General features: G+C 72.6%; 18 protein-coding genes. 14 read left to right on the forward strand and 4 right to left on the reverse strand.

What is annotated here, in order from left to right:
- Nucleotides 1–490 precede the first annotated feature (490 nt).
- The 8 genes from C6W10_RS16530 (at nucleotide 491) to mnhG (ending at nucleotide 8,510) form a co-directional block, all read left to right on the forward strand.
- Nucleotides 491–832 carry a conjugal transfer protein TraR gene (locus C6W10_RS16530; protein WP_107258850.1) on the forward strand — a complete coding sequence of 114 codons (342 nt, stop codon included), beginning with the start codon at nucleotides 491–493 and terminating at the stop codon, nucleotides 830–832.
- A gap of 1,042 nt (nucleotides 833–1,874) precedes the next feature.
- Entirely contained in the window at nucleotides 1,875–2,360 is a 486-nt protein-coding gene (locus C6W10_RS16535) for a cation:proton antiporter regulatory subunit (RefSeq protein WP_107258851.1), read from the forward strand.
- Complete coding sequence (locus tag C6W10_RS16540; RefSeq protein ID WP_107258852.1) at nucleotides 2,354–5,272, forward strand: Na+/H+ antiporter subunit A; 2,919 nt, start codon at nucleotides 2,354–2,356, stop codon at nucleotides 5,270–5,272. The genes C6W10_RS16535 and C6W10_RS16540 overlap by 7 nt, the downstream gene beginning before the upstream one ends.
- A 14-nt stretch (nucleotides 5,273–5,286) precedes the next feature.
- Nucleotides 5,287–5,778, forward strand: a complete 492-nt coding sequence (locus C6W10_RS16545) for a Na(+)/H(+) antiporter subunit C (protein WP_107263997.1) — start codon at nucleotides 5,287–5,289, stop codon at nucleotides 5,776–5,778.
- The gene (locus tag C6W10_RS16550; protein ID WP_107258853.1) at nucleotides 5,775–7,280 is read left to right on the forward strand and encodes a Na+/H+ antiporter subunit D; all 1,506 of its coding nucleotides are present in this window, start codon (nucleotides 5,775–5,777) and stop codon (nucleotides 7,278–7,280) included. The genes C6W10_RS16545 and C6W10_RS16550 overlap by 4 nt, the downstream gene beginning before the upstream one ends.
- On the forward strand, nucleotides 7,277–7,828 hold the full coding sequence (locus C6W10_RS16555; RefSeq protein ID WP_107258854.1) for a Na+/H+ antiporter subunit E: 552 nt from the start codon (nucleotides 7,277–7,279) through the stop codon (nucleotides 7,826–7,828). Before C6W10_RS16550 ends, C6W10_RS16555 begins: the two co-directional genes overlap by 4 nt.
- A complete protein-coding gene (locus C6W10_RS16560; RefSeq protein WP_107258855.1) occupies nucleotides 7,825–8,154 on the forward strand; it encodes a monovalent cation/H+ antiporter complex subunit F in 330 nt (109 codons plus the stop codon). Before C6W10_RS16555 ends, C6W10_RS16560 begins: the two co-directional genes overlap by 4 nt.
- On the forward strand, nucleotides 8,151–8,510 hold the full coding sequence (gene mnhG / locus C6W10_RS16565) for a monovalent cation/H(+) antiporter subunit G (RefSeq protein ID WP_107258856.1): 360 nt from the start codon (nucleotides 8,151–8,153) through the stop codon (nucleotides 8,508–8,510). Before C6W10_RS16560 ends, mnhG begins: the two co-directional genes overlap by 4 nt.
- A gap of 64 nt (nucleotides 8,511–8,574) precedes the next feature.
- Here the strand turns inward: mnhG and ygiD are convergent, their stop codons facing one another.
- Complete coding sequence (gene ygiD / locus C6W10_RS16570; protein WP_234361795.1) at nucleotides 8,575–9,456, reverse strand: 4,5-DOPA dioxygenase extradiol; 882 nt, start codon at nucleotides 9,454–9,456, stop codon at nucleotides 8,575–8,577.
- A 570-nt stretch (nucleotides 9,457–10,026) separates the two neighbouring features.
- Between ygiD and C6W10_RS37350 the strand changes: the two genes are divergently transcribed.
- From C6W10_RS37350 to C6W10_RS16585, 5 genes are all read left to right on the forward strand, one after another.
- Nucleotides 10,027–10,542, forward strand: a complete 516-nt coding sequence (locus C6W10_RS37350) for a universal stress protein (protein ID WP_159104612.1) — start codon at nucleotides 10,027–10,029, stop codon at nucleotides 10,540–10,542.
- A gap of 131 nt (nucleotides 10,543–10,673) precedes the next feature.
- On the forward strand, nucleotides 10,674–10,856 hold the full coding sequence (locus C6W10_RS37355) for a hypothetical protein (RefSeq protein ID WP_159104613.1): 183 nt from the start codon (nucleotides 10,674–10,676) through the stop codon (nucleotides 10,854–10,856).
- Nucleotides 10,857–11,115: 259 nt separating this feature from the next.
- Nucleotides 11,116–11,295, forward strand: coding sequence for a hypothetical protein (locus C6W10_RS37360; RefSeq protein ID WP_159104614.1), 180 nt, complete (start codon nucleotides 11,116–11,118; stop codon nucleotides 11,293–11,295).
- Between the two features lie 111 nt (nucleotides 11,296–11,406).
- The gene (locus C6W10_RS16580; protein WP_107258858.1) at nucleotides 11,407–12,264 is read left to right on the forward strand and encodes a rod shape-determining protein; all 858 of its coding nucleotides are present in this window, start codon (nucleotides 11,407–11,409) and stop codon (nucleotides 12,262–12,264) included.
- Between the two features lie 114 nt (nucleotides 12,265–12,378).
- Nucleotides 12,379–12,699 carry a TraR/DksA C4-type zinc finger protein gene (locus C6W10_RS16585; protein WP_107258859.1) on the forward strand — a complete coding sequence of 107 codons (321 nt, stop codon included), beginning with the start codon at nucleotides 12,379–12,381 and terminating at the stop codon, nucleotides 12,697–12,699.
- 144 nt (nucleotides 12,700–12,843) lie between these two features.
- Here the strand turns inward: C6W10_RS16585 and pfkB are convergent, their stop codons facing one another.
- Both pfkB and C6W10_RS16595 read right to left on the reverse strand, forming a co-directional pair.
- Nucleotides 12,844–13,821 (reverse strand): 1-phosphofructokinase, encoded by a 978-nt coding sequence (gene pfkB / locus C6W10_RS16590; RefSeq protein ID WP_107258860.1) that lies wholly within the window; start codon nucleotides 13,819–13,821, stop codon nucleotides 12,844–12,846.
- Between the two features lie 67 nt (nucleotides 13,822–13,888).
- Nucleotides 13,889–15,277, reverse strand: coding sequence for an L-fuculokinase (locus tag C6W10_RS16595; RefSeq protein WP_199853950.1), 1,389 nt, complete (start codon nucleotides 15,275–15,277; stop codon nucleotides 13,889–13,891).
- 143 nt (nucleotides 15,278–15,420) lie between these two features.
- Between C6W10_RS16595 and C6W10_RS16600 the strand changes: the two genes are divergently transcribed.
- Complete coding sequence (locus C6W10_RS16600) at nucleotides 15,421–16,251, forward strand: class II fructose-bisphosphate aldolase (RefSeq protein WP_107258861.1); 831 nt, start codon at nucleotides 15,421–15,423, stop codon at nucleotides 16,249–16,251.
- Nucleotides 16,252–16,396: 145 nt separating this feature from the next.
- Here the strand turns inward: C6W10_RS16600 and C6W10_RS16605 are convergent, their stop codons facing one another.
- Entirely contained in the window at nucleotides 16,397–17,863 is a 1,467-nt protein-coding gene (locus tag C6W10_RS16605; protein ID WP_107258862.1) for a beta-1,6-galactanase, read from the reverse strand.
- Nucleotides 17,864–18,187: the final 324 nt, after the last annotated feature.

Below are 18,187 nucleotides of genomic sequence, written 5' to 3' on the forward strand. Positions count from 1 at the left end.
CGGGCAGGCTTGGAGTCAGACGTACGGCGAATGATCTGCGAAAGCGAGCCGGCGGGCGTTGACAAGTTACAGGGCGGGCGCCCGCGCGGCAGGCCGGGCAGCGGCTGACGACGGGGTCAGCCGCTGTCCCGGCGACTACTCCGGGCACCGTGCCGCCGGTGGCGTCACCGGACGCGCGGAGCCAGCAGAGGCTCCGGCCCCGGCGGTCGGCGTCGAAACCGGCCGGGTCGCGGTTCGCGGGCCTGGCCAAGCGTCGGGGGCCGCGCCAGACCCCGGGTCTGTCGCGGCGCCCGGCCGCTCGACGGGACGGCGCGCGGGCAGGTTCTCGCGACGGTTTCCGTCACCCGGTCATCGGGCGGGCGCGTGCACGTTCGGCTGGCAGCCCTGCCGGCCCCGCGTCGCGGGTCGGCCCTGCGTGGCGGCGGCCGTCTCCCGGCCGCGACGGAAAGAACCCGCGTCGTAAGCCCAGTCCGGTGAAGGGACGAGCGTCATGACCCGCACCGTGTACGACCCGAGCAAGGCCACCCGCACCGCGTACGACCCGATCGAGGCGCTGCGCGAGACCCTGGAGGCGCAGTTCCAGCGGCACACCGACCAACTCGCCGACCTCACCGTGCGGAGTGGTCCGCCCGGTCGTCGCCGCGACGACCCCGGCCTGGCCGCACAGATCGCCGCCACCCGGCAGGCGATAGCGGATACCGCGCACGCGCTGCAACGGATGGCCGAGGGCAGTTACGGCACCTGTGGCCGTTGCCGGGCGAGGATCAGCATCGAATGGTTGCGGAACCGGCCACACGCGCAGTTCTGCGAACCATGCGGGCGCAGCGGATAGCCCGACAGCGCACCCGTCGCGCCGGCCGGGCGTACGCCTGCGCACGATTCGGCACCTGCTCTGCCGAGCGGGCGGTCAGCACGGATGTGCCGCCTGATCCCGTCTGGTCCGGCGACCGCTCATCTCGGTCCGTCGATGGGCATACGGTGGCCGGTTGCGCCCGCCCCACCGTCCTTTCCGGACACTTCTGTCGCCTGTTCCGCCGGTCCGTCCGCGTCTCCGGCCGGGCGGGTATGCGAATCGCACCGGGCCGGGCGGGTCGCCGGGACCGGTTCGCGCACGGTCGCCGGGTCCGCTCTTGCGGGTGGTACGGCCGCTCTCCACCAGGTCTGCCGCCCCCGGAGTACGAGCGATCAGGTGCAGACCGACCGGGGCGAGCGCGAGCCCGGCCGCCAGTACGAAGCCGTGTCCGGTCCGCATGCCGGTCACTGTCAACGCCACCGCCACCGCGAGTAGCAGCCAGCCGAAACGGCGGATCCGGGCGGATCGTGCCGCACTGTGCGGATCCGACGGCCAACGGCCGGCCCGGCCGGTATGGGGTCGCTGACGATGGCTGTGCATGACTCCAGCGTCGCCGTGCGGCGGCCGTACGGCGAGGTGCGGCACCAGACGAGATCGGCCGTGCGTGATGCCGGCCGTCGGCAAGCTGACCGGACCTCCGGCGCAGCGAACCCTGCGGCGGAGAGGCCGCCACCGTACGGTTCACCAGCCCGATTGCCGACCACCGGCAACGAACAGCGGAACTAGATTTCCGGCGCCGTCCGATGGTGCCGTCGGGAGACCCGGTTAGGCTCGACCTGCGCCGGTAGAACGGGATTCGCCAGCGGTGCGATCGTGGTCGGCTCCGAGCCACCCGAGACGCTCACCGGGCCGCTGCCACTCTTCCCGCCCGACCAAGAGATCCGCGCCTGGGGCCGTTACCGGACCAGCGCGTCGCCCGAGAGACCCGGTTGGACGTATTCCGCACGGGGTACCACCGCCACCGAGCACGATGCGGTCCGGTCCGCAGGTCCACCGCATCCGATCCTGAACAGGAGTGCCCATGACGATGGAACGCATTGGCCTGCCCGGCGTGGGGATCTCTCACGTGCTGACCACCTGGGAGGGTAACCGGTTGGGCATCGTGTCGCACCTCGACGGTCGACACGTCCTGGTCCTCTACGACCAGGCCGAGCCGGAGCGGGCGCTCGGCACCGTCGCGTTGCTGCCGGCCGAGGCCCGTTCGGTGGCGGATGTGCTGCACGCCACGGTCACCATGGACCACGTCTCCGACCTGGTCGAACCGTTGGGCGGGGTGCAGGCGGTGCGGATCCGCATCCGGGCCGGATCGACGTACGTGGACCGTCCGCTCGGCGATACCCGGGCGCGGACCCGTACCGGGGCCTCCATCGTCGCGGTCGTGCGCGGTGAGCAGGTCAGCGCCTCACCGGGTCCGGACTTCGTGTTCCGGGCCGGCGACGTGGTCGTGGCCGTCGGGCACGACGACGGGCTGGCGAAGTTGCGGGACCTGCTGGCCGCCACGTGCTGATCGTCCTGCTGGCGCACCTGGTCGTCGCGGTGGCGGCACCGGCGCTGGTGCGGTGGCTCGGGCCGAGGGCGTTCTATCTGCTGGCCGGGGCGCCGCTCGCGGCGGCCGGCTGGGCCGCCGCGCACACCGGCCAGGTCGTCGGCGGAGGCGCCGTCGAATCGACTCATCCATGGGTACGCCCGCTCGGGCTGACCCTGGCGTTTCGGATGGACTCGCTGTCGTGGCTGATGGTGCTGCTCGTCGGCGGGATCGGCGCGCTGGTCCTGGTGTACTGCGCGCGGTACTTCGACGCCGCCGAGCCGGGCCTGGGCCAGTTCGCCGCCGTCTTCGTCGCCTTCGCGGGAACCATGCTCGGCCTGGTCGTGAGTGACGACCTGCTCCTGCTGTACGTGTTCTGGGAGCTGACCACCGTCTGCTCGTACCTGTTGATCGGCCACTCGGTGACCAGCAGGCCCAGCCGTCGGGCGGCGTTGCAGGCGCTCGTCGTGACGACCGCCGGTGGCCTGGCGATGCTGGTCGGCATCGTCATGCTCGGCGAGCACGCCGGCAGCTACCGGTGGTCGGAGGTGGCCGGCGCGCTGCCGGGCGGCTGGTACCTGGCCACGGCGGTCGGGCTGATCCTGCTCGGCGCGTTGTCCAAGTCGGCGATCTTCCCGTTCAGCTTCTGGCTGCCGGCGGCGATGGCGGCACCGACCCCGGTCAGCGCCTACCTGCACGCCGCCGCGATGGTCAAAGCCGGTGTCTTCCTGGTCGCGCAGCTCGCACCGGCGATCACCGTGGCCGGTGGTCCGGCGGCGACGACCTGGCTCGTCATGGTGGTCGGTGGTGGCATCGCCACGATGCTCTTCGGCGGCTGGACCGCGCTGCGTCAGCACGACCTGAAGCTGCTGCTCGCCTACGGGACGGTCAGCCAACTCGGCCTGCTGACCGCCGTACTCGGTGTCGGCGGCCGGGACGTGGCGCTGGCCGGCGTGGCGATGCTGCTGGCGCACGCGCTCTTCAAGGCGGCACTCTTCCTCGTGGTCGGCATCGTGGACCGGGCGACCGGTACCCGTGACCTGCGCCGGCTGAGCGGTCTCGGCCGGCGGGCACCCGCGCTCGCCGTGGCCGCCGGACTGGCCGCCGCCTCGATGGCCGGGCTGCCGCCGCTGATCGGCTTCGTCGGCAAGGAGGCGGTCTTCGCGTCCCTCTTCGACACCGGAGTCACCGGTCGGGTGGTGCTGGTCGCGGTGATCGCCGGCTCGGTGCTCACCGTGGCGTACACGCTGCGGTTCGTCTGGGGCGCCTTCGCGAGCAAGGCGAGCGTGCCCGGCGCGAATCCCGACGGAGACGCCGTGTCGGGCGTGGACCGGTCGGTGGTGTCGGCGCTGCTCGGCGCCCCGATGCTGATCGCGGTGGCCGGCCTCGCCGCCGGGATCGCCGCCCCGGCGGTGGATCGGCTGCTGTCGCCGTACGCCGAGCGTTTCACCGCGGCCGGACCGGTGGCGCACCTGGCGCTCTGGCACGGGCCGGGCCTGGCGCTCGGCCTCTCCGTCCTGGTGCTCGCCCTGGGCGCGGTGCTGTTCCGGGTGGGGCTGCCGGCCCGGCGCCGGTCGGCGCGCCCGGTCGGCCGTTCCGGCGCCTCCGGCTACGACCGGTTGATGGCCGCGGTGGACCGGGCGGCGGTCGAGGTGACCGGTGCGACGCAGCGCGGTTCGCTGCCCTTCTATCTCGGCGTCACGCTGCTGGTGCTGATCGCCGCGGCCGGCACGGTGCTCGTGGTGGGCAGGCCGTTCGGGCAGCCGGTCCAGCTCTGGGCGGCGCCGCTGCACGCGCTGCCGGTCGCGGTGCTGGTGGTCGCGGCGGTGTTCGCCACCCGGGCCCGCCGGAGGCTGACCGCGGTGATCCTGGTCGGGATCACCGGCTATGCCGTCGCCGGGCTGTTCCTGCTCTACGGCGCACCCGACCTGGCCCTGACCCAGTTCCTGGTGGAGACGGTCACCATGGTGATGGTGGTCCTGGTGCTCCGCCGGTTGCCCAGCCACTTCTCCGAGCGGCCACAACCCGGGACCAGGTGGATCCGGGTCGGCATCGGGGTCGCGGTCGGGACGGTGATGGCCGCCATGGCGTACGTCGCCGTCGGGGCCCGAACCGCGACGCCGGTCTCGGTGGACTTCCCGGAGCTGGCGGTCTCGTACGGCGGCGGCCACAACATCGTCAACGTCATCCTGGTCGACATCCGGGCCTGGGACACCATGGGTGAGGTGTCGGTGCTGGTGGCGGTGGCCACCGGTGTGGCGAGCCTGATCTTCCGGCGGGCCAGGCGACTGCACCGCCGGGGACCCGGCGACGCTCCGCCGACGCCGCCGGGTGGCGAGCCGATCTGGCTGATGGCCGGGCACACCGTGGAGGCCGGTCGCCGCTCCACCATGCTGGAGGTGGTCACCCGGCTGCTGTTCCACAGCATCGTGCTGCTCTCGGTGTACCTGTTGTTCACCGGGCACAACACCCCCGGCGGTGGCTTCACCGGCGGCCTGGTCGCGGCCCTGGCGCTGGTGATCCGCTATCTGGCCGGTGGGCGGCACGAACTCTCGACCGCCGCCCCGGTCGACGCCGGGGCGCTGCTCGGCGCCGGTCTGTTCGTCGCCGTGGGTACCGGCATCGGTGCCATGGTGCTGGGCGGGCAGGTCCTACAGAGTGCGGTACTCGACTTCCACCTGCCGCTGCTGGGGCACGTCCACCTGGTCACCTCGACGCTGTTCGACATCGGCGTCTATCTGATCGTCGTGGGACTGGTCCTCGACGTACTGCGCAGTCTCGGCGCCGAGGTGGACCGGCATCAGGACGCCGACCGGAAATCGGAGCAGGACGCCGAACAGAGACCCGAGCAGGACGCCGACCGGAAATTCGAGCAGACGGAGGAACTGGTGTGAAGCTGAGCCTGATCATGCTGGTCGCCGTCGGTGTGCTCTTCGCCGCCGGGGTGACGCTGCTGCTGGAACGTACGCTGACCCGGGTGCTGCTGGGCGTGATCCTGCTCGGCAACGGCGCCAACCTGCTGATCCTGTGCGCTGCGGTGCCCGGTGGTCCGCCGATCGTCGGCACCACCGCCCCCGGTGAGATGACCGACCCGCTTCCGCAGGCCATGATCCTCACCGCCATCGTCATCACGCTCGGGATGACGGCGTTCCTGCTCGCCCTCGCCTACCGGAGCTGGCGACTGGTCGGCCACGACGAGGTGCAGGACGACATCGAGGACCGTCGGATCATGGCGATGGCCGAACGCGACGAGGGATCGGATGCCGCCGACGCCGACGCCGACGCCGACGCCGACGCCGACGCCGACGCCGACGCCGAGAGCGAGACGGAGAACGAGAGCGAGACGGAGATCGAGATCGAGACCGCCGACCGTGGTGTGACCCGAGTGGGGCGCCCGTGACCTGGCTGGTTCCGTTGCCCGTGGTCATGCCGCTGCTGGGTGCGGCGGTGACCCTGCTGATGTTCCGGCGACCCCGAATCCAGCGGGCGGTCAGCATCGGCGTGCTGACCGCCACCCTGGCGGCGGCGGTGGCGCTGCTGGTGCTGTCCCGCAGCGGCCCGCTGGTCGCGGCGGTGGGCGGCTGGCCGGTACCGCTGGGCATCGTGCTGGTCGCCGACCAACTCGCCGCGTTGATGCTGGTCGTCTCCGCCGCGGTGACGCTCTGCGTGCTGGTGTACTCGATAGGGCAGGGCGTGGCGGACGGCGAGCAGGCGACGCCGTTGGCCGTCTACCACCCGACGTACCTCATCCTCACCGCCGGGGTCACCAACGCCTTCCTCTCCGGTGACCTCTTCAACCTCTACGTCGGTTTCGAGATCCTGCTGGCCGCCAGCTATGTACTGATCACCCTCGGCGGCACCGAGACCCGGGTCCGGGCCGGCACCACGTACGTCGTGGTCAGCCTGCTCTCCTCGGTCATCTTCCTGGTCGGCATCGGCCTGGTGTACGCCGCCACCGGCACCCTCAACCTGGCGCAACTCGTGTCCCGGCTCGACGCGCTGCCCGACAGCGTCAGCCTGCTCCTACAGGGCATGCTGCTGCTGGCCTTCGGCATCAAGGCGGCCGTCTTCCCGCTGTCGGCATGGCTGCCGGACAGCTACCCGACCGCTCCGGCCCCGGTCACCGCCGTCTTCGCCGGTCTGCTCACCAAGGTCGGCGTCTACGCCATCATCCGCACCGAGACGCTGCTCTTCCCCGGCGGCGAGGTGGCCGACGTGCTGACGGTCGCCGCGCTGGCCACCCTGGTGGTCGGCATCCTCGGCGCCGTCGCCCAGTCCGACATCAAACGGATGCTCTCGTTCACCCTGGTCAGCCACATCGGGTACCTGCTGTTCGGGGTGGGACTCGCCAGCCGGGCCGGCATCGCGGCGGCGGTCTTCTACACCGTCCACCACATCGTGATCCAGACGACGCTGTTCCTGGTGGCCGGGCTGATCGAGCGACGCGGCGGTACCACCGCCGTCGACCGGCTCGGCGGGCTGGCGCGTACCACTCCGGTGCTGGGCGTGCTCTTCTTCATCCCCGCGCTCAACCTCGCCGGCATCCCCCCGTTCTCCGGCTTCCTCGGCAAGCTCGGGCTGGTACGCGCCGGTGTGCAGGACGGCGGCCCGCTGGCGTACGTCCTGGTGGCCGGCGCGATCCTGACCAGCCTGCTCACCCTCTACGCGATAGGTCGGGTCTGGAACCTGGCGTTCTGGCGGTCCCCGGCCGGCGTGTCCGCCGACGCCCCGCCCCGGCCCTCGTCCCGGATGATGGTGGCCGCGACCGCCGCGCTGGTGGTGGCCGGTGTCGCGCTGACGCTGGTCGCCGGGCCGCTCTACGACCTCACCGACACGGCGGCCAACGACCTGCTGGCCCGCGACCCCTACGTGCGGGCCGTCTTCCCCGGCGGTGTGCCGTGACCGCCCGTCCGAGCCGGCGCACCCGCGACCGGTTGATCGCACTCGGCGGGCTGACCGCGCTGTGGATGCTGCTCTGGGGCGTCTTCTCCTGGGCGACGCTCCTCGGCGGACTCGTCGTCGCCGCGGTCGTGCTCGCGGTCTTCCCGCTGCCGCCGGTGACCTTCGCCGGACGACCGCACCCGGCGGGCCTGTTGCGCTTCGCCGCCAGGTTTCTCGTCGACCTGGTGGCGGCGAGCGCGCACCTGGCCTGGACCGCGTTCCGGTTCGGGTACCGGCCACGCAGCGCCGTGATAGCCGTGCGGCTGGCCGTGCGCTCGGACCTGAACCTCACCCTCTGCGGGGAGGCGGTCTCGCTGATCCCCGGCAGCCTCATCGTCGACACGGACCGGGCCGCGGGCGTGCTCTACATCCACGTCTTCGACGTCCGCGACCACGACGCCGTCGAGGAGTTCCGCCGCGAGGTCCATGCCCTGGAGGCCCGGATCGTCCGCGCCATCGGCTCCGCCGCCGAGCTGAAGCAGATCACCAACGAGAGAGGTCAGCCATGACTGTCGTCGCCTTCGCCGTCGCGGTGCTGCTCGCCGCCGGTTTCGGCCTGGCACTGATCCGGATCGTGCGAGGGCCGTCCACACTGGACCGGATCGTCGCCAACGACGTGCTGCTCGCCATCACCGTCGGCGCGATCGCCACCGAGGCGGCCTACACCCGCGACGCGACCGGACTACCGATCCTGCTCGGGCTGGCCCTGCTCGGCCCGATCGCCTCGATCGCCGTCGGCCGGTTCGTCGACCCGGCCGCCCCGGTCGTCGGGGCGGTACCGCGCCATCCCGAGGGTCCGGAGGACCCGCCGCCCGGTCCGGCGGGGCAGCGATGAACGTCTCCGTCGTCATCGACGTCCTCGCCGCCGCGTGCCTGCTCAGCGGCGCCCTGCTCAGCCTGGCCGCCGGTCTCGGCCTGCTGCGCTTTCCGGACCTGCTCTCGCGGATGCACGCGGCGACCAAACCGCAGGTGCTCGGGCTACTGCTCATCCTGACCGGCACCGCGCTGCGGCTGGGCACCCTCGTCGACATCACCACCCTCGTACTCGTCGGAGCGTTCCAACTCGCCACCGCACCCGTCGCCGCGCACATGGTCGGCCGGGCCGCCTACCGGACCGGCCAGTACCGCCGCGAACTGCTGATCACCGACGAACTCGCCGCGCCCCGGCAGGGCGACGACCGGGCCGGGTGACCGCCGACGCCGGCGTACCGGAAGCATCCGGACCCGGGCGCGGCGAGCCCCTGCGGTCGCCGGGCTAGATGTTGGACCCGTCGGGCGGCAGATCGGCCGGCGGTTGCGGCGAGCCGGCGCCGCCGGTGCCGCTCGGACAGTGCAGGCCGAGCGTGTACGCCGTCATCGACAGCGACCCGTAGGCGTAGCCGTCGACCAGGATCTCGGTGCCCGGCGCGTCGGTGGCGCCGGCCAGGCCGGCGAGATACAGGGCGGGGATGAAGTGGTCCGGGGTGGGAACGGCGCGGCCGAAGTCGGGGTGGGCGTCGAGGGTGGCGAACTCGGTCGGGTCGGTGAGCATCCGGGTCTTGGCGTCCTCGTCGAAGCGCTGGGCCCAGTCGTAGCCCTCGTCGGCGAGCTTCCAGTTCATGCCGCGCAGGTTGTGCACGACATTGCCGCTGGCGACGATGAGGACCCCGCGTTCGCGCAGCGGTGCCAACTTCGCGCCCAGCTCCAGGTGGTAGTCGAGGGGCTTGTCGGCGTTGATGCTGAGCTGGACCACCGGGATGGAGGCGTCGGGGAAGGCGTGCACGAGTACGGACCATGTGCCGTGGTCGATGCCCCAGCTGTCGACGTCCGCACCCACCCAGGTCGGGTGGACGACGTCACTGACCTCCGCGGCCATCTCGGGCAGCCCGGGTGCGGGGTACTGCACGTCGAAGAGCTGCTGCGGGAAGCCGTAGAAGTCGTGGATCGTACGCGGCCTCGGCATCGCGGTGACCGCGGTGGCGTTGATGTACCAGTGGGCGCTGACCACCAGGATCGCGCGCGGGCGGGGCACCGTCTCGCCGAAGGCCCGCCACGCCGAGGAGTAGCGGTTGACCTCGAGCGCGTTCATCGGGTTGCCATGGCCGAAGAAGGCTGCCGGCATGGTGGCGTCCGGGGTGTGCACGGATTCCGAAGTCACGATCGTGGCCTTCCTCGTGGTGGTTGCCGCCCTCGGCGGTGACGAGACGCGGCCACCGGTCGGCTCGCCCCCTGGTGCGAGACCTCGACCCGAGTGTCCCGTTCCGGCTGACCTGGGTCGTTCGGGCGGTTGATCTCGGTCATTATGCCGCCGCCGGGCCGGCCCGCGCTGGATATCCGTCTTTGGGGGGACGGCTGCCGTTGTGGCGGGCGGGGTCCTGCATCGGCACCCTGCCGGGACGGGCGGGGTGTCGGGCGGTTGTGCGCCTGCCGGGACGGGCGGGGCGTCGGGCGGTTGTGCGGCTGCCGGGGGCCGGCAACCAGAGGTCGGGAAGTCGGCCGGACGCGGCCAGGGCCGCTGGCCGGTGAACCGAGCAACCTTGATGGCAGTGCGGAGGGGAGCGCCGGCCGGCAGCGGCGGTGGGGTTGTTCCGGCTGTCGGCGGCAGGCGCTGGGTTGTCCCGGCTGTCGCCGGCACGCGCCGGGTTGTTCCGGCTGTCGCCGGCACGCGCTGGGTTGTTCCGGCTGTCGTCGGCACCTGTGCGGCGGGCGGGCCGCCGAAGGAGGATCCGTGTTCCACACCATCGCCTGCGGCGTCGACGGTTCGCCGTCGGCGGAGAACGCGCTGACGGTCGCGGCGGGGCTTGCCCGCACGTCCGGCGGCAGGCTGGTGCTCCTGCACGTCCAGGAGGTCACGATGAGTCGTGCCGGCTTCCTGGCCGCCGAGGACGCCACCGCGACCGTGGCCGGGTTGCACCGCACCGCCCGGCGGTTGCGGGACGAGGGGATCGACGCCACCGTGCGGTGCTCCAGGGCCGCCATCCGGGACACACCGCGCAGGCTCGTGGAACTGGCCGGACGGGCCGGCGCCGACGTGCTCGTCGTCGGCAACGGCGGGCACGGGCCGGTGGCCAGCCTCGTGCTCGGCAGCGTCGCCGCCCGGCTGCTCCGGCTGGCGACCTGTCCGGTGATCCTGGTGCCGGCCCAGTCGCCCGGCGGCACCCCGAGCGGGCAGCCCGAGGTCGCAGCCCCGGTGGGCGAGCGGGCGCGTCGCGCGAGACGTCCCGTCACCGAGCGGTCGGTGTGACGTCCCGTCACCGAGCCGTCGGTGTGACGTAAGGGGCCCCTGACACCGATAGGGACGACAAGGATCCCGGGAACGGCTGACCGCGTGGCGAGCGGATCCGGGCCGGGGGTCAGCACCGGGGCGCCTTCGAGTTGCTGGGCCACGTGGTCCTGCTGGCGCTGGCCGCCGCCAGTGCCATCCGGGACGGCGAGTGGATACACGGCCTGACGACCCTGGCCGTCGGGGGAGTCCTGGCCGTCATGCTGACCCGGCGAAACGTCGCCCGGCGAAACGCCGCCCGGCGTGGCAGCACCGGCCCGCGCGTCGCCCCGTGACCGACGGAGGGCGGTCGACGAACACGACGCCTACGCCCACCTGCGTGCCTGGGCCATGACCGGCCGGGGGCCTTCGCGGCGCTGCTGGTCGCCGTGACCGCCTTCTCTCTCAGCGGCCCCTGTTCCGGGTAGCCGAGGCTACCTTGCCGGCCGTCGGCAGTAAGAAGACGAAGACGTTACCGACAGCGACCGGTGTTCCGGCGGCACGAGCGGCGGATGCTCGAGGTTCTATCTGGTCGCGAACGTGCGAGGAGGTGTGATGACGACCGGCAGGGTCACCGATCATCTGGGCGTCGCCAACCTGCGCGCGCATGCCGTCGATGCGCCGGCCGACAGCGCACCGCTCGCGCCACCAGGTCTTGACGATCCGGCACAGGCCAGGCCGGCGGCCCGAGTGCGTGTAGTGGCCCGCAGCGCGCCCAGGGGCACCACCCGCTAAGCAACAGCGCCCTGACGCACCTGCCATGACCTGGCAGGCGACCGGCGCTACCCGCATTTTCCCCGGTCAACTCCGGCGACCGATCGCACTCGACGTGGAAGGGGCTTGACGATGAGCATCGTCGATCAACGCGGCGCCCTGGAATCGGCGTCCGACGCGGCCGCCTTCCGCACCGAGCCTTCGACCACCCTGTCGAGCACCGAGCCTTCGACCTCCGGTGCCACCCACACCGAGCCGGCCGCGGTCGGGATCGACCTGGGCAGCGGCTACACCCGAATCTGGGCCTCGGGACGTCCACTGGTCCAGTTGCCCAGCCTCAACGACAGCCTGAGCAACCCCAGGCCCTTGATGCGGCGCGGTCGCATCGTCGACTCGACCGGCCTGCGGGCGCTGCTCGCGCGGATCCTCTCCCGCTATCAGCGACCGCTGCCCGCCGGCGCGGTCGTGGTCGCCTGCCGACCGGTCCTGAGCAAGGCGGCCGACGACGAGGCGATGCGGGAGCTGCTCAGTACGGTCTTCGACCCGTCCCGGCTACTGGTCACGCCCACCATCCGGGCCGCCGCGATCGGGGCCGGCGCGGCACCGGGTCCACTGCTCATAGCGGACATCGGCGCGCAGCTCATCGAGGTCGCACTCCTGGCTGACGGTGGCCTGATAGCGGCGCGGCAGGCCAACATCGGGATCCGGGACCTCACCGGCCCCACCGCCGACGACATCATCGTGCACACCGTCACCGACCTGGTCCAGGACCTACGTCGCGACACACACGCGCGCGACGTCGACAGGGCCGCCGTACACCGTGGCCTGGTCCTTGTCGGCGGCGGCGCGATCGCGCCGGAACTGGTGGCCCGCACCACCGCCGCCCTGCGGCTACCGGTCCGGTCGGCCAGGCGGCCTCGGATCGCCGCCGTGCACGGCGCCGGTCTGTCCGCCCTCGCGGCGATACGCCGAGGGCCGCACCGACGCTGACCGGCTCGCACCCACGCTGACCGGCTCGCACCGACGCTGACCGGTCCGCCTCGACGCATCCACGCCGCACTCCGCGGCCCCACCAGCCTTGGTATTCCAGAGAAAGGGAGCGCCATGACCACCGTTGGCAACAGCCGTCTAGAGAACTTCCAGCAGGTCCTGCAAGCCCAGCTCGACCAGCAGACCGCGGAACTGACCAAGCTCAGGGCGCACCGTACGAACCCCGAGCAGATCGGCCTGGACCCGCAGACCGTCACCGCTCTGATCAACTCCACTCAGCGGGCCGTGGCCGACAGCACCGAAGCGTTGAAGCGGATGACCGACGGCAGCTACGGAACGTGCGAGCAGTGCCAGCGGGAGATCCCCACCGAGCGGCTGGAGATCCTGCCGCACGCCCGCTTCTGCATGCCGTGCCAGCAGGCCCGCAACAGCTGACCCGGGTGTGCCCCGTGGCGCACCCCTCGGGCTGCGCGGCGCCGAACGAGCCGAGGCGTTCGGCGCCGCGCCCGTCCGGCACCGGGTCGCGACGACCGCACCCGACCGCCTGCGCGGTCCGCCGCCCGGTGCGGCCGGCACCGGTCAGGTCGGCCGGGTGACGGGTTCGGCCCGGTGCGGGACGACGTCGGGGTCCCGTAGCGGCCGGCTCGGGTCGACGTCGGTGCTGACCAGTACCGTCTGATCCGGGTCGGCGGCGGAGAAGAGCGTTCCCTCGTGCTGGACGGCCGCCGCGCCCCAGGCCACCGCGGTACGCAGTGCGGCCGTCCCGGCCCCGTTGCCGTGCAGGAAACCGGCCAGGGCGGCGTCACCGGCGCCGACGGCGCTGACCACCCGGCTCACCCGCGCCTCGGCGTGCCGTACCCCGGTGGCGTCGACCAGCAGCGCGCCGTCCGCGCCGAGGCTGGCCAGTACCGCGTCGGCGCCGAGCCGGCGCACCTGGAGCGCCGCGTCGACCACGTCGCCGAAGGTCCGCAGCGGTCGGCCGACCAGGTCGGCGAGTTCGGCGGAGTTCGGCTTGACCAGGTCGGGTCGGCCGGCGAGGCCGGCCCGCAGCGGTTCGCCGGAGGTGTCGACCGCGACCCGGACACCACGGGACCGGGCCGCCTCGGCCAGCCCGGCGTACAGGTCCGGCGGTACGCCGTCGGGCAGGCTGCCGCAGCAGGCCAGCCAGGTGACGCCGGTGAGGTTGTCCAGCACGGCACGTACCAGCGCCGTGGTCTCCCCGGCGTCGAGTGCCGGACCGGGCTCGTTCACCTTGGTGACGGTGCCGTCCGGCTCGACCAGACTGATGTTGCTGCGGATCTCGCCCCGCACCGGTACCTCCCGGACGGGCAGCCCGGCCAGCCGGAGCATCCGGGAGAGCTGGGCGCCGACCGAACCGCCCACCGGCAGGACGGCGGTGGTCGACCGGCCGTGACGTTGCAGGGCCAGCGCCACGTTCACGCCCTTGCCGCTGGGTTCGCTCCAACCACGACGACTGCGGATCACCGCCCCCCGGGGCAGCGCGTCGACGAAGACGGTGCGGTCGACACTCGGGTTGGGGGTCAGGGTGAGGATCACGGGTACTCCACTCGCGACGTCCGAGGGATGTGCTGACTGCGCTCGCCCGCGTACGGCGGTCGGCTCTTCACCACCGGCCCGCCACGGCGGTGTCACCGGAGTCGGCTCCCGCCGTGCTGCCAACGGCGTCCGGGAACTCGTGCACGCCGCCGTAGACCCCGGCCGCGAGCCCGGCGAGCAGAGCGGCGCCGCGCGCCCCGGCCTCGACGACCGGGGACCGGCGTACCGGGCCGAGCCGGCGGGCCTTCACCGCCATCAGCGTCTCGCTGCGCGACCAGCCGCCGACGGCGACGATCTCGCGGTGGTCGCCGCTGTACCCGGTCATCGCGTCGTGGATGGCGCCGATCTCGTCGGTGACCGTCTCCAGCGCCGCCCGCCAGATCTGCGCCGGCTCGACGGGCTGCCCCGCCGATACGACCACCGACCGCCCCTCGTCGGTGATCCGCACCTCGACCCGGCCCGGCTCGACCCGCGCGGCGAGGGTGTCGAGCCGGGTCAGGTCGGCCCGGTCCAGGCCGAGCCCGGCGAGTACCCGTTGCAGCACCAGTCCTCCGGTGGTGGCGCCGAGCAGGCACCAGCGACCGGCCAGGGCGTGCCATCCGACGGTGATCCCGGCGGTGACCAGCCCGGCGACGGTCTCCGGGGGCAGGCCCGGCGGGACCGACCGGACCAGTGCCTCCGCCGTGCCGCAGGAGTCCAGTTCGTCGCCGGGGCGCACCGCTCCGGCGCCGATCGCGGCCACCTGGTGGTCGTGGCCGCAGACGGTGAGGGTGGCTCCGGTGAGCCGGTCGGGTCCGGTGCCCGCCTCGACGGTGCCGAGCGCCGTTCCGGCGGTCACTACCTCGGGCATCAGCGAGGCGTGCGCCCCGGACCACTCCAGCGCCTCGGGCCACCAGTCCCGGCCGTCGAGCCGCAGCCAGCCGGTCCGGGAGGCGAGGGACTGTTCGGTGGCCTCCGCCCCGCCGAGCCTGCGTACCACCCACTCGGCGATGTTGAGCCGGCGTACGGCGTTCCGGGTCTCCGGGTGGTGGGTGCGCAGCCAGCGGTGCTTGGTGAGCGCCCACTGGTGCCGCAGCGGCAGCCCGGTGGTGCGGGCGAACGTCTCCGACCCGATCCGGGCGTGCAGGTCGGTCAGTTCCGTCCCGTCCCGGGTGTCGTGCCAGGCGACGACGGGGCCGACCGGCTCGCCGGAGCGCTCCAGCAGTACCCCGGATTCGCCCATGCTGGCGACGCCGAGGCCGGCGACCGGGCCGGGCGGGGCGGCGGCCAGCGCCCCGGCCAGGGCCTCGACGGCGGCGCCGAACAGGGCGGTCGCGTCGAGTTCGGCGCCGGTGCGGGTGGTTGTCCAGGGCGTGGGCACCGAGGCCTGGGACAGCCGCTCGCCCGCCTCGGTGAAGACCACGGCCTTGCTGGCCGTGGTGCCGACGTCGAGGCCGACGAGCAGGGGAGCTGCCACCTGGTCACCCTCTTGTGCTGCGGTGCCACCCGCTTGTGCGGTGCTGCGGATACTTGCTTTTCGTCGCGGCGCTGTCAAGAGTCGGCACGTCGACCGCCCGGACGACACCTTCGGACCGGGAGACCCCGGGAAACGGAGCACCGATGCCTCTCACCGCCACCGGCCAACTGGTCGACGGCGCGCGTGCCGCCGACACCGCGATCGTCGCCTTCAACGTGATCACCCTGGAGCACGCCGAGGCGATCGTCGCCGGGGCCGAGCAGGCCGGCCGGGCGGTGATCCTCCAGATCAGCGAGAACGCGGTCCGCTTCCACCACGGCCGGCTGGCCCCGATCGCCGCCGCGGTCACCGCGCTGGCCGAACTCGCCGCCGTGCCGGTCGCGGTCCACCTCGACCACGTGCAGAGTCCGGAGCTGCTGCACGCCGTCGAGGGCACCGGGATCAGCTCCGCGATGTTCGACGCTTCGACGCTCGACTACGCCGACAACGTCAGCGCCACCGCGCAGGCGGTCGACTGGGCGCACGCCCGCGGACTGTGGCTGGAGGCGGAGCTGGGCGAGGTCGGCGGCAAGGACGGGGCACACGCCCCGGGGGTACGCACCGATCCGGCCGAGGCGGCCGAGTTCGTCGCCGCGACCGGGGTCGACGCGCTGGCGGTGGCGGTGGGCAGCTCGCACGCGATGACCGACCGGACCGCCGCGCTCGACTTCGCGCTCATCGGCCGGCTCCGGGAGACGCTGCCGGTGCCGCTGGTGCTGCACGGCTCCTCGGGCGTCCCCGACGACGACCTGGTCCGGGCCGTGCGGGCCGGGATCGTGAAGATCAACGTCGGCACCATTCTGAACGTCGCCTTCACCGGGGCCGTCCGGGCCGAGCTGGCCGCCGCGCCGGTCGTCGACCCACGGAAGTACCTGGCGCCGGCGCGGGACGCGGTCGCCCGGACCGTCGCCCACCTGGTCACCACGATCTCCTAGCGGCCACCCCGTGGCATGCTCCGCCCGGCGGGGTGCCGGAACCGTTTGCTGCCGTGCACGCCCGCCCGTACGTCGTGCCGGCCCACAGCCGCCGGAAGTCGGTGCTGCGGATGCTCCGTTCGCCGCCGACGGGCGGCCGCACGGGTCAGGGGCTCACCCCGTCGATCTCCAGAGTTTGCACCGAGGCGGCGGGGAAGGCGAGGCTGACCGACTTGCCGCTGAGCCGGACGTCGGTGCGACGGGTGTAGCGGTCGGCACCGGCCGGGACGGTGGTCCACCGGGTCACGCCGCCGGTGACCGTGCCGAAGGCGGAGAGGTCGAACGTGAGGGTCTGTGCGGCGCCGGTGTTGACCGCGACGACGACCAGTCGTCGGGCGGCCGCGTCGTACGCCGCCACCGCGCTGCCGTTGCCGGTGTTCAGGATCCGCATACCGGGGCGGATGTGCCGGGTGAACTGCGCCAGGACGTGGTACTTCGGCTGGACCGCTCCGGGGGTACGCGTGGTCGGGTCGTACGCGATGGCTGCCCATCCCGCGCTCGGGTCCATCACCTGCCAGTAGACCCAGGCGGTGGGGTGCAACCAGGTCCAGTCGAGGCAGAGGTTCTTGGCCATGGTGATGCCGGTGCCGTCGCTGTCGCCGGTCTCCGAGTTCCAGAGCACCTTGCCGGCCGCACTGACGTCGTTGTAGAGCAGGTCCCGTCGGCCGCCGCTGCCCTGGTAGCCGTGCACGTTAACCTGGCGGACCACCGCCCTGGTGGGCGCGTCGAAGCTGTTCCAGGTGGTGCGGGCGAGGTCGTAGCTGGTCTCGTCGGAGGCCGAGATCGCGACGCCGGTGAGGCCCTGGTCGTCGAGGGCCGTCCGCAGGTGGGCCAGGACCGTCCGCTGGATGCTCGCGTCGATGTGGCACCCCTCCTGGCTGCCCGTCGCGGTCCACCAGCTCGACGACGGCTCGTTGAAGGGGTCGACCGTCCGGAAGGTCACCCCCCAGCTGTCCCGCGCACGGCGGGCGGTGACCGCCAGATGGTAGGCGTGCTGCGCGTAGTTCCAGGACTGAAGGTTGTTGCCGCCGCCCGCCGCGCCCGACGGGTTGTGGTTGAGGCACATCCACCACATGGGGGAGTTGGCGAAGAGTTCACTGACCGCGCCCCGCTGGGTCGCCTTCGTCAGGGCGGCTCGCTGGTTGGCGTCGGCGTTCCAGTTCCAGGCCGAGGAGGCCGGGTCGGTGTTGCGCCAGTCCTGCCAGAAGCCCTCGATCTGCTTGAACGAGGGGATGTTGGGTGAGGCCACCATGCTGGCGCCGTCGACCGAGTTCCAACTGCACGCGCCCAGGTTGTAGCGGGCGATGGTGAGCCCGAGGCCGGGCAGCGTGACCCCGTTGTACGCCACCGACCTGGTGGTGAAGAAGATGTCGGCGAAGTCGTCCCGGTTGCCGAAGACGTTGGCCCACCAGGCGAGCGAGGTGCCCCAGCCCTCCCAGGCGCCGAAGTCGGCGCCGGGTGTGACGCTGATGGTGGCATCCGCCCGGGCGGTGCCCGCGCCGAGCAGGCCGCCCGTCGCGGCGGCGCCCGCCGCGGCGCCGGCCCCGCCGAGCACGGCTCTCCGTGTGACCATGACGCTCTCCCATCGATTCGCGGTCGGGCGTCGCAGGTGGGACGAGGACTCCGACTCGTGCCTTCGGTGCTGGCAAGCCAGCCTGCCATAGAGGAGATTCGATGTCGAGAAGTTATGTGAAGGGTTATCCGAAGTCTGTTCGAAAGGATCACCGTGGCGTCGGATCCTCCTGGTGACGTCCGAGGGGCGCTCCGGGGCCCGCCGTGGGGGAGCCGCACCGGCACAGCGGCTCGGGCCGGGACGGTGTCGGGCGTAACCTGCCGACGCCCGGCAAAGTATGGTCGAACAGTCAGCTCATGAGCGCGGCTGAAGGTGTTCCGTCCG

This window comes from Plantactinospora sp. BB1, assembly GCF_003030385.1.
GTDB lineage: Bacteria > Actinomycetota > Actinomycetes > Mycobacteriales > Micromonosporaceae > Plantactinospora.

Coding starts and splice junctions, on each gene's coding strand:
- C6W10_RS16530 (WP_107258850.1), top strand. CDS start 491: ATGACCCGCACCGTGTACGACCCGAGCAAGGCCACCCGCACCGCGTAC.
- C6W10_RS16600 (WP_107258861.1), top strand. CDS start 15,421: ATGCCTCTCACCGCCACCGGCCAACTGGTCGACGGCGCGCGTGCCGCC.
- C6W10_RS37360 (WP_159104614.1), top strand. CDS start 11,116: ATGACGACCGGCAGGGTCACCGATCATCTGGGCGTCGCCAACCTGCGC.
- C6W10_RS16580 (WP_107258858.1), top strand. CDS start 11,407: ATGAGCATCGTCGATCAACGCGGCGCCCTGGAATCGGCGTCCGACGCG.
- C6W10_RS16585 (WP_107258859.1), top strand. CDS start 12,379: ATGACCACCGTTGGCAACAGCCGTCTAGAGAACTTCCAGCAGGTCCTG.
- C6W10_RS16605 (WP_107258862.1), bottom strand. CDS start 17,863: ATGGTCACACGGAGAGCCGTGCTCGGCGGGGCCGGCGCCGCGGCGGGC.
- C6W10_RS16535 (WP_107258851.1), top strand. CDS start 1,875: ATGACGATGGAACGCATTGGCCTGCCCGGCGTGGGGATCTCTCACGTG.
- mnhG (WP_107258856.1), top strand. CDS start 8,151: ATGAACGTCTCCGTCGTCATCGACGTCCTCGCCGCCGCGTGCCTGCTC.
- C6W10_RS16560 (WP_107258855.1), top strand. CDS start 7,825: ATGACTGTCGTCGCCTTCGCCGTCGCGGTGCTGCTCGCCGCCGGTTTC.
- C6W10_RS16545 (WP_107263997.1), top strand. CDS start 5,287: ATGCTGGTCGCCGTCGGTGTGCTCTTCGCCGCCGGGGTGACGCTGCTG.